The organism is Duganella sp. 1224, assembly GCF_013408245.1.
Classification (GTDB): Bacteria; Pseudomonadota; Gammaproteobacteria; order Burkholderiales; family Burkholderiaceae_D; genus Rugamonas.
The window spans coordinates 121,290-135,388 of the sequence record NZ_JACBYS010000002.1 but is presented as its reverse complement, the minus strand read 5'-3'; the positions used below and the strand labels follow the sequence as shown (position 1 = coordinate 135,388).

Sequence of the window (14,099 nt, the reverse complement as noted above, 5' to 3'; positions counted from 1 at the left end):
GCGCCACCACTTAGGGGTCTGACCCCGTACGGGGTCAGACCCCGCCTGGCGGTGCGGGTTTACGCGCGCTCGCGCAAAATCCGGTTGACGCCGGCCACCCGCCGCACATTCCGCAGCAAGCCCGCCAGGTGCACCCGATCCTTCACCTGCACCGTGAACCGCAACTGGTGCAGCACATTATCCTTGTCCTCATCCATGCCCACATACGTGATATTGGCATCCGACTCGCCAATCTCCGCCGCCACGCGCGCCAGGATGCCCTTCTCGTTATTGATGAGCAGCTTGATCCGGCTGTCAAAGCGCCGGTTCAGCTCGGTGCCCCACTTCACCGCGATCCAGCGATCCGGCTCCTTGGCCTTCTGCCGCTTGGCCTGCGTGCAATCGGCCGTGTGCACCAGCAGCCCTTGATCCCTGCGCAACTGGCCAATGATCGAATCGCCCGGAATCGGCAGACAACACGGCGCCAGCTGCACCGACACGCCCTCGCTGCCGCAAATGGTGACCGGGTCCAGCTCGGCCGCGCTATTATGATCGACCGGCGCGCTGGCCGACTCGCCGCCGCGCAGGCCAAAGATATGCCGCGCCACCAGCGCCGCCATGCGCTTGCCGACGCCGATATCGGCATACAACTCATCCAGCGACTTGGCGCTCGACTCCTTCAGCAGCCGCTCGATCAGATGATCTTCCAGGTCCGGACCGATGCCCAGCGACGACAGCGCCTGCGCCAGCAACTGCTTGCCCAGCGCGATCGACTCCGGCAGGTTAATCGTGCGCAGATGATGACGAATCGCCGAGCGCGCCTTGCCAGTCCGCACGAACGACAGCCACGACGGACTCGGCCGCGAATCGGCATCGGTCACGATCTCCACGATATCGCCGTTGCGCAACTCGGTGCGCACCGAGGCCGGCTCGTTGTTGATCGTGACCGACACCGTATGGTCGCCAATCCCGGTGTGAATCGCATACGCGAAGTCGATCGGCGTGGCGCCGCGCGGCAGCGCGATGATCTTGGACTTCGGCGTGAACACGTACACCGAATCCGGGAACAGGTCGACCTTGACGTGCTCCAGGAACTCGGCCGAATCGCCGGTCTGCTGCTGAATGTCCAGCAGCGACTGCAGCCACGCGTGGGTGCGCTGCTGCAGGTCCGACATGTTGGCCTCGCCGTTCTTGTACAGCCAGTGCGCCGCCACGCCCGATTCGGCGGTGCGGTGCATCTCCTGCGTGCGGATCTGGAACTCCACCGGCGTGCCGTACGGGCCGATCAGCGTGGTGTGCAGCGACTGGTAGCCATTCAGCTTGCGGATCGCAATATAGTCCTTGAACTTGCCCGGCATCGGCTTGTACAGCGAATGCAGCGTGCCCAGCGCCACGTAGCACTGTTCGAAACTCTCGACCACCACGCGGAAGCCGTACACGTCCAGCACCTGCGAGAACGACAGGTGCTTGCTGTGCATCTTCTTGTAGATGCCATACAGCGTCTTCTCGCGGCCATACACCTCGGCGTGGATATTGGCCGAGGCCAGCGTGTTCTTGACCGACTCCAGGATCTTGGTCACCACCTCGCGGCGGTTGCCGCGCGCCGCCTTGACCGCCTTGCCCAGCACGCGGTAGCGCAGCGGGAACAGGTGGGCGAACGACAAGTCCTGCAGCTCGCGGTAAATATTGTTCAGGCCGAGACGGTGCGCGATCGGCACGTACACTTCCATGGTTTCCTTGGAGATGCGGGCCTTGGCGGCCGGCTTCATCACTTCCATGGTGCGCATATTGTGCAGGCGGTCGGCCAGCTTGATCAGGATGACCCGCACGTCCGAGGCCATGGCCAGCAGCATCTTGCGGAAGTTTTCCGCCTGCGCCTCGATCTGGCTCTGGAACTCGATTTTCTCCAGCTTGGACAAGCCGTCCACCAGGTTGGCCACCGGCGCGCCGAAGCGCTCGATCAGCTCGTCCTTCTTGACGTCCTGGTCTTCCATCACGTCATGCAGCAGCGCCGCCATGATGGCTTGCGCGTCCAGCTTCCAGTCGGCGCAGATCTCCGCCACCGCGATCGGGTGCGAGATATACGGCTCGCCCGACTTGCGCAACTGCCCGAGGTGCATCTCGTCCGAGAAGCGGTAGGCTTCCTTGACCTTTTTGAGATCGGCGGCCGTCATGTAGTCGGCCAGTTTTTCGGTCAGATGGGTTACCGACGCAACGCCTGCGGTGAGGGCAGGGGGCGTGGCCAGGGGCGACGAGGAAATCACGGGAGGTACGGGGGGGGTAACGGATGGCGCGGTCATGCTATCCCCTGCGATGCTGTCAGACATGGCAACAGCCGGCGCTTTGGCCGGCTGTTTCGCCCGGGCGGGCGGGGTGCCACTCAGTGTCGGATCGTCAGGGATCAGATTCATACGTATGCGTTCCGTCTCGATGAGAATGTCCTGCTGCTACAACATACCACATTCACATTGTTCGGGAACGCGGTCCCAACTTACATGGGGACCTTTTTCAACATTTCCAGACCGACTTTGCCGGCGGCGATTTCACGCAGGGCAACCACGGTAGGCTTGTCCTTGGCTTCCACCTTCGGGGTGTGGCCTTGCAGCAGCTGGCGCGCGCGGTAGGTGGCGGCCAGGGTCAGCTGGAAACGGTTCGGTACGTTTTTCAGACAATCTTCAATCGTAATGCGGGCCATCTAAAACTCCTAAAAATCTTGTTTGTTCTGTTATTCAGCGTGGATACCCAACTGGGCAAAGAGCGAGGCGTTGCGCGCCGCTTGTTGCGCAAACCGGCAACGGGCCGCTCGGATAATCGCGGTCAGTTCCGACAGCGCGACGTCGAATTCTTCGTTGATAATAGCATACTCGAACTCGGGCGCGTGGGCGATTTCGCCGCCCGCCGCCAGCAGCCGTTTGGTGATCACGTGCGGCTCGTCGGTGGCGCGTTTTTTCAGGCGTTCCTCGAGCGCGGCGATCGATGGCGGCAGGATGAAAATGCCGGCCGCCTGCGGGAACAGCTTCTTGACCTGGCGCGCGCCCTGCCAGTCGATTTCCAGCAGCACGTCGGTGCCGGTTTTCATCTGTTGTTCCACCATCAGGCGCGAGGTGCCGTAGTAATTGCCGTGCACTTCGGCCCACTCCAGGAACTCGCCGTTCTGCGCACGGGCGACGAAATCGTCCGCCGTGGTGAAGTAGTATTCCTTGCCGTGGGTTTCGCCCGGACGCGGCGCGCGGGTGGTGGTGGAAATCGACAGCTTGATGGTCGGTTCCTTGGCCAGCAGCGCATTCACCAGCGTCGACTTGCCGGCGCCCGACGGCGCCGCGACGACGAACAGGCTGCCTGAAAATCCGTTGGTTGAGCTCATGTTGATCTTTCAAAAACGTCAGCGGGCGGCTTGATCCGTCGCCCAAAGACGTATTTTACCAAGAGCAACGACGGCAGCTCAATTTACAGCAAGGAGAGGAAGTGCCTGGCCGCCGCCGGCGCCCGCTCCTTGGCGCCGTTGATGAAATACACGTAGACCTGGCCGGACCTGGCCTGCTGCTGCCACGCATGCGCCTGCTTGGCCCACTGCTGCAGCGCCGCCTTGGGGTAGCCGGTGTCGATGTCGCTCTGCGCGTCCATCAGGCGGGCGTAGACGAAATCGCCGGTCAGCTCGTCGACGTGCGGGAATTTGGGCGCATCGGTGATGACGGTGGCGACCTTGTGCTGGCGCGCCAGCTTGAAGTAATCGTCGTTGAGGAAGCTGTCGTGGCGGGCGTCCAGCACGTGCTGCAGCTTGCGCTTGCCCAGTTTGGCCGGCAGCAGCTTGAAGAAGGCCGCGATGTCGTCGGCGTCGAACTGCTTGGTGGCGGCCAGTTGCCACAGGATGGGGCCGAGCTTGTCGCCCAGTTCGGTCAGGCCGCTGTTCATGAAGCGCTCGATCGATTCGCCGGCCTCGGCCAGCACCTTGCGGTTGGTGGCGTAGCGCGTGGCCTTGACCGAGAACACGAAATCGTCCGGCGTCTTGGCCGCCCAGCTGGCGAAATGCTCCGGCTTGGCGCTGCGGTAAAAGGTGCCGTTGATTTCGATGCTGTTCACCTGCGTGCTGGCGTATTCCAGCTGCTTCTTGATCGGCACGTCCTTGGGATAAAAGGTGTCGCGCCAGGGAGCGAAGTCCCAGCCGCCGATGCCAGCCCTGATCTGCGCCATCTTGCGTCTCCTGATAGTATCGGGTTTTACGTCTACAACAGGGATATACCATGAAAGATCTGATCGTCGTCGCCACCATCACCGCCAGGGAGGGCAATGAAGAAGTGGTGCGCGAGGCGCTGGAGCGGGTGGTGCCGCCCAGCCGCGCGGAAGCCGGCTGCCTGCGCTACGACCTCAATATCGACCTCGGCAACCACCGCAACCACGTGATGCTGGAAGCCTGGCGCGACGAAGCCGCGCTGGCCGCCCACGAAGCCACGCCGCACTTCCAGGCGCTGGTGCAAGCCATCGGCGGCAAGGCCGACATCCAGATCCTCAAGCTGAACCAGGTGCTGTAAACGCGCCGCCAGGCTAGCCGTTTAGTCCGCGCTGAAGGCCTTGGCGGCGGCCAGGGTGTCGAGTGCTTCGCGCAGGTGCTTGATCTTGCCGTTCTCGGCCACCAGCAGGCCGGCGTAGGTTTGCTTGTAGACCTTGCCGGTCGACGGCACCAGCGCTTCCACGCTGTATTCGCCGAACACCTTGTCCTCGGTTTCGATGTACAGCCGCACATCCTTGAAGCGGAAATCCGGTACTTTTTTCAGCAGGCCGCCGATGAAGCCTTCGATCGCGGCGGGGCCGGTCGCTTGCACTTGCGGGCCCAGCGACGGCAGTTCCAGCAGGCCGTCCTCGGCGAACAGTGCGGCGGCGGCGGCGGGGTCCTGGATGTTGGCCAGGTAGGCATGCAGCAGTTGGCTAGCGTTTTTCATGATGTCCCTTTCGGAAGTAAGTTGGAATGGACACACTGTAGCGCCAGTCGATTATTGAATAAATCGGCTAAAGACGAAATGTTTATTCCTGTATGTGGATAATCTCGTCGGCGTCGCCGGGCCGGCGCGCCAGCAGCAGCGACAGCCGCCGCAGGCCCGCCCGCAGGCGCTCGCGGTCCTGCATGCTGCCCAGGGAGACGCGGATGGCGTTGACGCCGCCATCGCCGGCGGCGAAGGCTTGCGCCGGCGTGACGGCGATGCCTTCGCGCTCCGCTGCCCGCGCCAGCCGCGCCGAGTCCCAATAGGCCGGCAATTCCAGCCACACGTGCAGGCCGTCGCCGGCGCCGGCGTAGCGCCCCGCCAGCACATCGCGCGCCATCCGGTGGCGCAGGCGCGCCTCGCTGCGCACGCCTTCCCGCAAGCGGTCCGCCGAGCCATCGAGGATCCACTGCGTGGCCAGCGCGGCCGTCAGCGGCGCCGCCATCAGCGCGAACGACCGCAGCGCGGCCAGGAAACGTTCGCGTTCGCGCGCATCGCGTATCAGCACGAAGGCGATGCGCAGGCCCGGCGTCAGGCATTTCGACAGCGTGGAAATGTAATAGGTATGCTCCGGCGCCAGCGTGGCGAGCGGCGGCGGCGGGGCGGCGGCGAGCAGCCAGTAGGGATCGTCCTCGATGATGCGCACCCGGCAGCGCCTGGCCACGGCGGCGATCTCCTGGCGCCGGTGTTCCGGCATGGTGACGGCGGTGGGATTGTGCAAGGTCGGATTGAGATACACCAGCGCCGGCTGGTGCCGGCGGCACGCTTGCTCCAGCATGCCGGGCAGCATGCCGTGCCGATCCGCTTCCACGGCAACGACGCGCCGGCCGAACTGCGCGGCGGCGGCGCGCAGCCCGGGATAGCTCATGGGCTCGGCCAGGATGACGTCGCCCGGCGCCGTCAGCGCCAGCATCAACGCGGCGATCGCCGCCTGCGCGCCGGGACAGACCACCACCTGCCGCCCATCCAGCGGCCCGAACATCGGCGCCAGCCAGCGGGCGCCGGCCTGGCGGTCGGCATCGCTGCCCCCGGCCAGGTGATAGGTCATCAGCAATTCGTTATCCGCCCGCATCAGCACTTGCGACAGTCCCTGTTTCAGCAGGTCGTCGAAGTCGACGCCATCGGGTGGCGGCGGGGTGTTCATGCTCAGGTCCAGGACCGGGGTCAGCTCGGCTTTCGGCGCGGCGACGTAGGTGCCGCGCGCGCCGCGCCCCTCCAGCAGGTTGCGACGCCGCGCCTCGTCGTAGGCGCGGGTGACCGTGGTCAGGTCGACCTGCAGCTGCGCCGCCAGCTGGCGCTGCGGCGGCAGGCGGTCGCCCGGCTTCAGCGCGCCGTCCGCCAGCGCCGCCTGCAAGGCGTCAGCGATCTGCAGGAAACGCGGCCCGCCCTGCGCGGCCAGGCGCGGTGGCCAGGGCGGCGGCGCGGCGTCTTGTATGGGTCTTGACTGGGACATTTTGTCTCAATGTATGGATATTGCTTTTGAGTAGTATGCCTTACATGGAGAGTGTCTAGCGAGGCGCAAAATGATTGATTGGATACCGGTGGTGTTTGTGGTCTTTAAATTCGGCGTGCTCAGCACGGGCATGTTCTACGCCGTCAAATGGCATTACGACCAGGGGCGGAAGGGCAGGAAGGAGGAGGCGCGCGCGGTGCTGCGCGCGGGCGGCAAGGTGGCTGCGCTGTTCCTGGCGTCGCTGCTGGGGCTGGCGCTGTTCACCTTTGCGCTGATCAAGGTGCTGGGCATGGACCTGACCTTCCTGTAGACGCCGGCGGGCATAAAAAAAGGAGCCGCGGCTCCTTTTCGATGATTTACTCCAGGTTCTGCACCTGTTCGCGCATCTGCTCGATCAGCAGCTTCAGCTCCATCGACGCGTCGGCCAGTTCCTTGACCGAGGCCTTGGCGCCCAGCGTGTTGGCCTCGCGGTTCAGTTCCTGCATCATGAAGTCCAGGCGCTTGCCGACCTGGCCGCCTTTCTTGAGGATGTGGCGGGTCTCGGTCAAGTGTGCCGACAGGCGGCCCAGCTCCTCGGCCACGTCGATGCGGATGCCGTACAGGATCACCTCCTGGCGGATGCGCTCCAGCGCGTCCTGGCGCGACAGCGCCGAATTCGAGCCCTGGCAAGCCAGGCCCAGCGCGTCCTGCATGCGCTCCACGGCCTTCTGCTGGAACGCCGCCACCACCTGCGGAATCAGCGGCGTGATGCGCTTGACGATCGCTTCCATGGCCTCGATGCGCGAGATCAGCATGGCTTCCAGCGCCGCGCCCTCGCGCTGGCGGCTCTGCACAAAGGCCTCGATGGTGCGGCCGGCGAGGATGGCGACGTCGGCCTGCAGCGACTCCTGGCCGATCTGCGCCTCTTCGATGACACCGGGCCAGCGCAGCAGCTCAGCGACTGACATCGTTTGCACGCCGGGGAACAGCGTGCCCACCTCGCCTTGCAGGCGTTGCAATTCCGTCAACAATGGCAGGTTCAGCGCCTGGGTGCCGGCGGTGGCTGCCTTGCGGCCGAAGCTCAGGCGCAACTCGACTTTGCCGCGCGTGATGGCGCCCATGATGGCCGAGCGCAAATCGGGTTCAAGCGCTCGCAAATCGTCGTTTATTCGAAACTGTAAGTCCAAAAATCGCGAGTTGACGCTCTTGATTTCAATGGTCAGTGTTCCCGCCGCACTTTCACTGGTGGCGACCGCGTAGCCCGTCATGCTGGAAATGCTCAATGGATATCCCCGATTTAATCTTTACAAAACAGTGATTTATCCACACAATCCGGTTGTTGAGGCGAGGAACCGTATGGCTGCACAAAACAACGCCCCGTTACCAGATGGTCTGGAAATTGCTGGATATCGCATTGTAAAGAAAATTGCGTCCGGTGGGTTCAGTATTGTTTACCTTGCATACGACAGTGATGGCGTGGCGGTGGCCATCAAGGAGTATTTGCCCAGTTCCCTGGCCTTGCGGCGCGAGGGCGAACTGGTGCCGTCCGTGGCCAAGGCGCACCTGCCGGTGTTTCGCATCGGCCTCAAGTGCTTTTTCGAGGAGGGCCGGGCGCTGGCGCGCATCTCCCATCCGAATGTTGTCAGCGTGCTCAATTTCTTCCGCGCCCACGACACCGTGTACATGGTGATGGCCTACGAGTCCGGCCATTCGCTGCAGGAGCACATCCAGCGCCAGCGCGCCCGCGGCAGCAAGGTGGGCGAGGCCTTCATCCGCACCATTTTCACGCAGGTGGTCAAGGGGCTGCGCGAGGTGCACGCCAACAAGCTGCTGCACCTGGACCTGAAACCGGCCAATATCTACCTGCGCACCGACGGCACGCCGATGCTGCTGGACTTCGGCGCCGCGCGCCAGACCGTCAACACCGACATGCCGACGCTGACGCCGATGTACACGCCCGGCTTCGCCCCGCCCGAGCTGTACGCCAAGACCGGGCTGGGGCCGTGGACCGATATTTACAGCATCGGCGCCGCCATGTTTGCCTGCATGGTCGGCTCGCCGCCGCAGCCGGCCGACCAGCGCAAGGCCGAGGACAAGATGGCCAGCCACTTCGACAAGCTGCAGGGCCAGTACTCGCCGGCGCTGTTGCAGCTGGTGCGCTGGTGCCTGGCGGTGGAGCCGCTGGAGCGGCCGCAAAGCCTGTTCGCGGTGCAGAAGGTGCTGCAGGCCAGCGCGCCGCCAGCGCTGCCGGCGCCGCCGCCGCCGGGCATGCTGGACAAGCTGCGTGGCCTGGTCGGGCGGCTGGGCGGCAGCGCCGCGCGCGCCAAGGCCGGCCCGGACACGCTGGTTTAGACGAGAGGGAGCGACACATGCAATTCTCCGTGTACCAGGAAAGCCACATCGGCGGCCGCAAGGTCAACCAGGATCGCATGGGCTACAGCTTCACGCGCGACGCGCTGCTGCTGGTGCTGGCCGACGGCATGGGTGGCCACCTGCGCGGCGAAGTGGCGGCCACGGTGGCGCTGCGGACCATCTCCACGCTGTTCCAGCAGCAGGCCCAGCCCTACGTAAAGAAGCCGCAGCGCTTCCTGGAAGAGGCCTTTCATGCCGCCCACCGCGACATCCACCAGTACCGCGCCGACCACCAGCTGCCGGAGGCGCCGCGCACCACCATCGTCGCCTGCCTGGTGCAGCACAACACGGCCACCTGGGCGCATTGCGGCGACTCGCGCCTGTACTGGATGCGCGACGGCCAGATCCTGGCGCGCACGCGCGACCACTCGCACGTGGAGAGCCTGATCGCCAAAGGCCTGGCGCAGCCGTCCGAGCGCGCCACCCATCCGGACCGCAACAAGCTGTTCAACTGCCTCGGCGCCGACACGCCGCCCAAGGTGGAGGTGGCGGCCGCCGCCGGCGTGCTGCCGGGCGACCTGCTGCTGCTGTGCTCCGACGGATTGTGGTCGGTGCTGCCGGACGACGAACTGGCGCGCCGCATGCAAGCGCAGACGGTGGTGCGCGCCGTACCGGATATACTGCAGGCCGCGCTGAAGGCGGCGGGCGGCGCCAGCGACAACGTCACGGCGCTGGCCATCATGTGGCAGGGCAGTTCGGTGGCGGACGATATGGGGCCGATCACGGCCACCGTGATTTCCACCGAGTCTATGCCGGAGGATCTGCACAGCACCACCATCCGCGATACGCGCGATACGGGCGACACGCGCGACGCGGCCGCCGCGCCGTCCGAGGCGGATGCCTTCGACGACGACGCCATTGAAAAAGCCATCGCGGAGATCCGCGGGGCGATCGAGAAATCCACTCACCTCCTCAAATAAGGAACACAGCATGACCGTTGTAACCCGTCCTAGCGGCCGTCCCGTCGACGCGCTGCGCACCCTGCGCCTGACCCGCGACTACACCAAGCACGCCGAAGGCGCGGTGCTGATCGAATGCGGCGACACCAAGGTGATTTGCACCGCCAGCATTGAAGAGAAAGTGCCGGGCTTCCTGAAAGGGAAGGGCCAGGGCTGGCTGACCGCCGAATATGGCATGCTGCCGCGCTCCACCCACAGCCGCATGGACCGCGAGGCGGCCAAGGGCAAGCAGTCCGGCCGCACGCAGGAGATTCAGCGCCTGATCGGCCGTTCGCTGCGGGCGGCGTTCGACCTGGAGGCGTTTGGCGAGCGCACGCTGCACCTGGACTGCGACGTGATCCAGGCCGATGGCGGCACCCGCACGGCGTCGATCACCGGAGCGATGGTGGCGGCGTATGACGCCTTCTCCAAGCTGGTGGCGCGCGGCGTGATTCCGGCGATTCCGCTCAAGCATTTCGTGGCGGCGATTTCGGTGGGGGTGTACCAGGGCACGCCGGTGCTGGACCTGGACTATGTGGAAGACTCCAACTGCGACACCGACATGAACGTGGTGATGACCGACGCCGGCCACTTCATCGAGGTGCAGGGCACGGCCGAAGGCGCGGCGTTCGACCGCGCCGGCATGAACCGCCTGCTGGACCTGGCGCAGGGGGGGATTGCCGATCTGATCACGCTGCAGAAGCGTACCCTGGGTTTGATTCCGGCGTAAGCGGCACAGTTCCACCCCGCACCCCCCCACGACGTGGGGTCTGACCCCGTACGGGGTCAGACCCCGACCGGTCGGGGTAAACGGTTTAAAATGACGCCCGCTGTCCACTTTTTGAACCCGCACACCCATGACCCAACGCCTGATCCTCGCCTCCAACAACAAGGGCAAACTGAAGGAGTTCAACGAGCTCCTGTCCACCGTCGGCTTCGATGTCCACGCCCAGGGCGACTACAACGTCCCCGAAGCGGATGAGCCTTTTCACACCTTTGTGGAAAATGCATTGCAGAAGGCCCGCCACGCCGCGCGCATCACCGGCCTGCCGGCGCTGGCCGACGATTCCGGCGTCTGCGTCAACGCGCTGGGCGGCGCCCCTGGCGTCTACTCGGCGCGCTTCGCCGGCGAACCGAAATCGGACGCCCGCAACAACGAAAAGATGATCGCCGAACTGGCGCAACACGACGACAAGTCCGCCTACTACTACTGCGTGCTGGTGTTCGTGCGCCACGCCGACGATCCGCAGCCCATCATCGCCGATGGCCGCTGGAACGGCGTCATGGTCGACACGCCGCGCGGCGATGGCGGCTTCGGCTACGATCCCTACTTCTTCATTCCATCGCTCGGCAAATGCGTCGCCGAACTGGCGCCGGAACAGAAAAACGCCTTGTCGCACCGCGGCCAGGCCTTGCGCGCCCTGGTAGAGAAACTGAAATGATCCCGATTAAAATCGTCGGCGCCGGCACAGGCGGCACCAAGCCAGCGGCCGACATCAGCGAGGCCGCCGGCGTCGCCGCCAAGTACCTGCAAGGCGGGGCGCTGAACCTGACCGCGCTGCCGCCGCTGTCGCTGTACATCCACTTCCCGTGGTGCGTGCGCAAATGCCCGTACTGCGATTTCAATTCGCACGAGGCCAAGGACGGCGGCGCCTTCCCCGAGCAGGCCTACCTGGACGCGGTGCGCGCCGACCTGGAACAGGCCTTGCCGCTGATCTGGGGCCGCAAGATCTACACGATCTTCATCGGCGGCGGCACGCCCAGCCTGATGTCGGCCGCCGGCCTGGATCGGCTGCTGTCCGACGTCCGCACCTTGCTGCCGCTGGACAGCGACTGCGAGATCACGATGGAGGCCAATCCCGGCACCTTCGAGGCGGAGAAGTTCAAGTCCTACCGCGCCAGTGGCGTCAATCGCCTGTCGATCGGCATCCAGAGTTTCAACGAGCGTCACCTGAAGGCGCTGGGCCGCATCCACGACGACAACGAGGCCAAACGCGCGGTGGAAATCGCGCTGGCCAACTTCGACAACTTCAACCTCGACCTGATGTACGCGCTGCCGTCGCAAACGCTGGACGAGGCGCGCGCCGACGTGGAAACGGCGATGGCGTTCCAGCCACCGCACCTGTCGCTCTACCATCTGACGATGGAGCCGAACACGCTGTTCGCCAAGTATCCGCCCGCGCTGCCGGACGACGACACCAGCGCCGACATGCAGGACATGATCGCCGAGCTGACCGCCGCCAACGGCTACCAGCAGTACGAGATTTCCGCCTATGCCAAGCAGGGCAAGCGCGCGCGCCACAACCTGAATTACTGGGAGTTCGGCGACTATCTCGGCATAGGCGCCGGCGCGCACTCCAAGCTGTCGTTCCCGCACCGCATCCTGCGCCAGGCGCGCTACAAGCAGCCCAAGGCCTACATGGAGCAGGTGAAGCTGGGCGCGCCGGTGCAGGAAGAGTACGAGATCCAGCGCGAAGACATGGGCTTCGAGTTCATGCTCAACACGCTGCGCCTGCACGGCGGCTTCGATCCCAACCTGTTCAGCGAGCGCACCGGCATGAGCATCAACGCCATCGACAAGCAGCTCAACGCGGCCGAGGCCAAGGGGCTGCTGTACCGCGATTACAAGATCATCAAGCCAACGGCATTGGGCCAGCGCTTCCTCAATGACCTGCAAGAGATGTTCTTGAAAGGCTAGCGCCCAAGCGTGGCGCGGCGCGCCTGGCCGGTGGCGGCAGCGCGCCGGCCAGGCCGTCGTGTCCCAGCTTGAACGACGCCGCCACCTCGGCCAGCCGCGCCGCCTGTTCCTGCATGCTGGCCGCCGCCGCCGCGGCCTGCTCGACCAGCGCGGCGTTTTGCTGCGTCACGCTGTCCATCTGGCCGATGGCGGTGTTGACCTGGTCGATGCCGATGCTTTGCTCGCTGCTGGCGGAGGTGATCTCGCCCATGATGTCGGTGACGCGGCGCACGCTGGTCACCACGTTGTCCATGGTGCTGCCGGCCTGCTGCACCAGCCTGGAGCCGATGTCCACCTGCTCGACTGAATTGCCGATCAATTCCTTGATCTCCCTGGCGGCGGCGGCCGAGCGCTGCGCCAGGTTGCGCACCTCGGACGCCACCACGGCGAAACCGCGTCCCTGCTCGCCGGCGCGCGCCGCCTCCACGGCGGCGTTCAGCGCCAGGATGTTGGTCTGGAAGGCGATGCCATCGATCACGCCGATGATGTCAAAGATCTTGCGCGAGGCGTCATTGATGGAGCCCATGGTGTCGACCACCTGGCCGACGATGGCGCCGCCCTGTTCCGCCACCTCGGACGCGGCCTGCGCCAGCTGGTTGGCCTGCCGGGCGTTTTCCGCGTTCTGGCGCACGGTGGACGTCAGCTGCTCCATCGACGACGCGGTTTCCTCCAGCGAGCTGGCTTGCTCCTCGGTGCGCTGCGACAGGTCCAGATTGCCGCTGGCGATTTGATTGGACGCGGTGGCGATGGTGCTGGTGCCGATCTGCACTTCGCTGACCACCGTGCGCAGCGCGTCGTTCATGCCGCGCAGGGCCGTCATCAGGTCGCCGATTTCGTCCTTGTCCTGGCGCGCCGAGAACTGCGTGGTGAGGTCGCCGTTGGCGACGGTGGCGGCGATATCGACGGCGGATTTCAGCGGCACGGTGATCGAGCGCGAAATGAACCACGCCGCCACCGAGCCGATGGCGACCATCAGCGCCGCCAGCACCATCAGCAAGGCGTTGGCGCGGTCGTTGGCGGCGTCGATGGCGTGGGCGGTATCGTCGATGGCCTTGCGCTGCATGGTGAGGAAGGTCTTGACGCGGTCCTGGTAGGCCTCCGCCGACGGCGAGAAGGCGTCCTTGAACAACTGCTCGGCGCGGACGGCGTCGCCGGCCTTGCGGGCGTTCATCACGTCGGTCTTGGCCTTCTGGTACTTGTTGCGCAGTTCCGTGATCTCTTCGTAAATCTTGCGTTCTTCATCAGAGGTCAGCAGCTCCTTGATCTTGCCCAGCAGTTCGCCGCCGCGCTTGGTGCTGGCGGCGATGACGTCGGCGAAGGTGTCGGACAGCTTGTCGTCGGAACTGCGGGCGATCAGCGCGGTGCGGGCGATGGCGGAGTAGATCAGCACATACCAGTCGGAGACGAGGCGCTCCTTGGCCAGCGGCTGCTCCATCATGGCGCGCGTGGCCTGGGCGTTGGCGCGGGCGTTGACCAGCGCCACCGAAGTGGCCAGGATGGCCAGCAGCAGCACCACCGCGAAGCCGATGGCGAGACGGGTACCGATGCGCATCTGCGACAGGACGTTCATGATCTTCACTCCCAACAAGAAAGCGGAATTAAAGTATGCGCCTGTCGCGGCGGCG

At 65.0% G+C, this 14,099-nt stretch carries 15 protein-coding genes; 7 read left to right on the top strand and 8 right to left on the bottom strand.

Annotated features, from left to right (window positions below; genetic code table 11):
• Positions 1-59 precede the first annotated feature (59 nt).
• The 4 genes from FHW58_RS12670 to FHW58_RS12655 all read right to left on the bottom strand — a co-directional run bounded on the left by FHW58_RS12670 (position 60) and on the right by FHW58_RS12655 (position 4,170).
• Positions 60-2,390, bottom strand: coding sequence for a bifunctional (p)ppGpp synthetase/guanosine-3',5'-bis(diphosphate) 3'-pyrophosphohydrolase (locus FHW58_RS12670; protein ID WP_179673512.1), 2,331 nt, complete (start codon positions 2,388-2,390; stop codon positions 60-62).
• An 80-nt stretch (positions 2,391-2,470) separates the two neighbouring features.
• On the bottom strand, positions 2,471-2,674 hold the full coding sequence (gene rpoZ / locus FHW58_RS12665; RefSeq protein WP_005665923.1) for a DNA-directed RNA polymerase subunit omega: 204 nt from the start codon (positions 2,672-2,674) through the stop codon (positions 2,471-2,473).
• Between the two features lie 30 nt (positions 2,675-2,704).
• Positions 2,705-3,343, bottom strand: coding sequence for a guanylate kinase (gene gmk / locus FHW58_RS12660; protein WP_179673511.1), 639 nt, complete (start codon positions 3,341-3,343; stop codon positions 2,705-2,707).
• A gap of 83 nt (positions 3,344-3,426) precedes the next feature.
• Positions 3,427-4,170: a DUF72 domain-containing protein gene (locus FHW58_RS12655; protein WP_179673510.1), complete on the bottom strand. Its 744-nt coding sequence runs from the start codon at positions 4,168-4,170 to the stop codon at positions 3,427-3,429.
• Positions 4,171-4,220: 50 nt separating this feature from the next.
• On the opposite strand from FHW58_RS12655, the gene FHW58_RS12650 reads away from it, so the two are divergent.
• Positions 4,221-4,508, top strand: a complete 288-nt coding sequence (locus FHW58_RS12650) for a putative quinol monooxygenase (RefSeq protein ID WP_179673509.1) — start codon at positions 4,221-4,223, stop codon at positions 4,506-4,508.
• 21 nt (positions 4,509-4,529) lie between these two features.
• Here the strand turns inward: FHW58_RS12650 and FHW58_RS12645 are convergent, their stop codons facing one another.
• Positions 4,530-4,916, bottom strand: coding sequence for a nuclear transport factor 2 family protein (locus tag FHW58_RS12645; protein WP_179673508.1), 387 nt, complete (start codon positions 4,914-4,916; stop codon positions 4,530-4,532).
• 82 nt (positions 4,917-4,998) lie between these two features.
• A complete protein-coding gene (locus tag FHW58_RS12640; protein ID WP_179673507.1) occupies positions 4,999-6,408 on the bottom strand; it encodes a PLP-dependent aminotransferase family protein in 1,410 nt (469 codons plus the stop codon).
• Positions 6,409-6,478: 70 nt separating this feature from the next.
• Between FHW58_RS12640 and FHW58_RS12635 the strand changes: the two genes are divergently transcribed.
• A complete protein-coding gene (locus FHW58_RS12635; protein WP_179673506.1) occupies positions 6,479-6,718 on the top strand; it encodes a hypothetical protein in 240 nt (79 codons plus the stop codon).
• Positions 6,719-6,764: 46 nt separating this feature from the next.
• On the opposite strand, the gene FHW58_RS12630 is transcribed toward FHW58_RS12635, so the two are convergent.
• Positions 6,765-7,655, bottom strand: a complete 891-nt coding sequence (locus FHW58_RS12630; RefSeq protein WP_179674205.1) for a YicC/YloC family endoribonuclease — start codon at positions 7,653-7,655, stop codon at positions 6,765-6,767.
• Positions 7,656-7,743: 88 nt separating this feature from the next.
• On the opposite strand from FHW58_RS12630, the gene FHW58_RS12625 reads away from it, so the two are divergent.
• The 5 genes from FHW58_RS12625 (at position 7,744) to hemW (ending at position 12,435) form a co-directional block, all read left to right on the top strand.
• Positions 7,744-8,739, top strand: coding sequence for a serine/threonine-protein kinase (locus tag FHW58_RS12625; protein ID WP_179673505.1), 996 nt, complete (start codon positions 7,744-7,746; stop codon positions 8,737-8,739).
• Positions 8,740-8,756: 17 nt separating this feature from the next.
• Positions 8,757-9,719, top strand: a complete 963-nt coding sequence (locus tag FHW58_RS12620; protein ID WP_179673504.1) for a PP2C family serine/threonine-protein phosphatase — start codon at positions 8,757-8,759, stop codon at positions 9,717-9,719.
• Between the two features lie 10 nt (positions 9,720-9,729).
• Complete coding sequence (gene rph, locus FHW58_RS12615; RefSeq protein ID WP_179673503.1) at positions 9,730-10,467, top strand: ribonuclease PH; 738 nt, start codon at positions 9,730-9,732, stop codon at positions 10,465-10,467.
• A 127-nt stretch (positions 10,468-10,594) separates the two neighbouring features.
• Positions 10,595-11,179, top strand: coding sequence for an RdgB/HAM1 family non-canonical purine NTP pyrophosphatase (gene rdgB, locus FHW58_RS12610; protein ID WP_179673502.1), 585 nt, complete (start codon positions 10,595-10,597; stop codon positions 11,177-11,179).
• Entirely contained in the window at positions 11,176-12,435 is a 1,260-nt protein-coding gene (gene hemW / locus FHW58_RS12605; protein ID WP_179673501.1) for a radical SAM family heme chaperone HemW, read from the top strand. Before rdgB ends, hemW begins: the two co-directional genes overlap by 4 nt.
• On the opposite strand, the gene FHW58_RS12600 is transcribed toward hemW, so the two are convergent.
• Positions 12,401-14,044, bottom strand: a complete 1,644-nt coding sequence (locus FHW58_RS12600; protein ID WP_179673500.1) for a methyl-accepting chemotaxis protein — start codon at positions 14,042-14,044, stop codon at positions 12,401-12,403. The genes hemW and FHW58_RS12600 overlap by 35 nt on opposite strands.
• Positions 14,045-14,099: the final 55 nt, after the last annotated feature.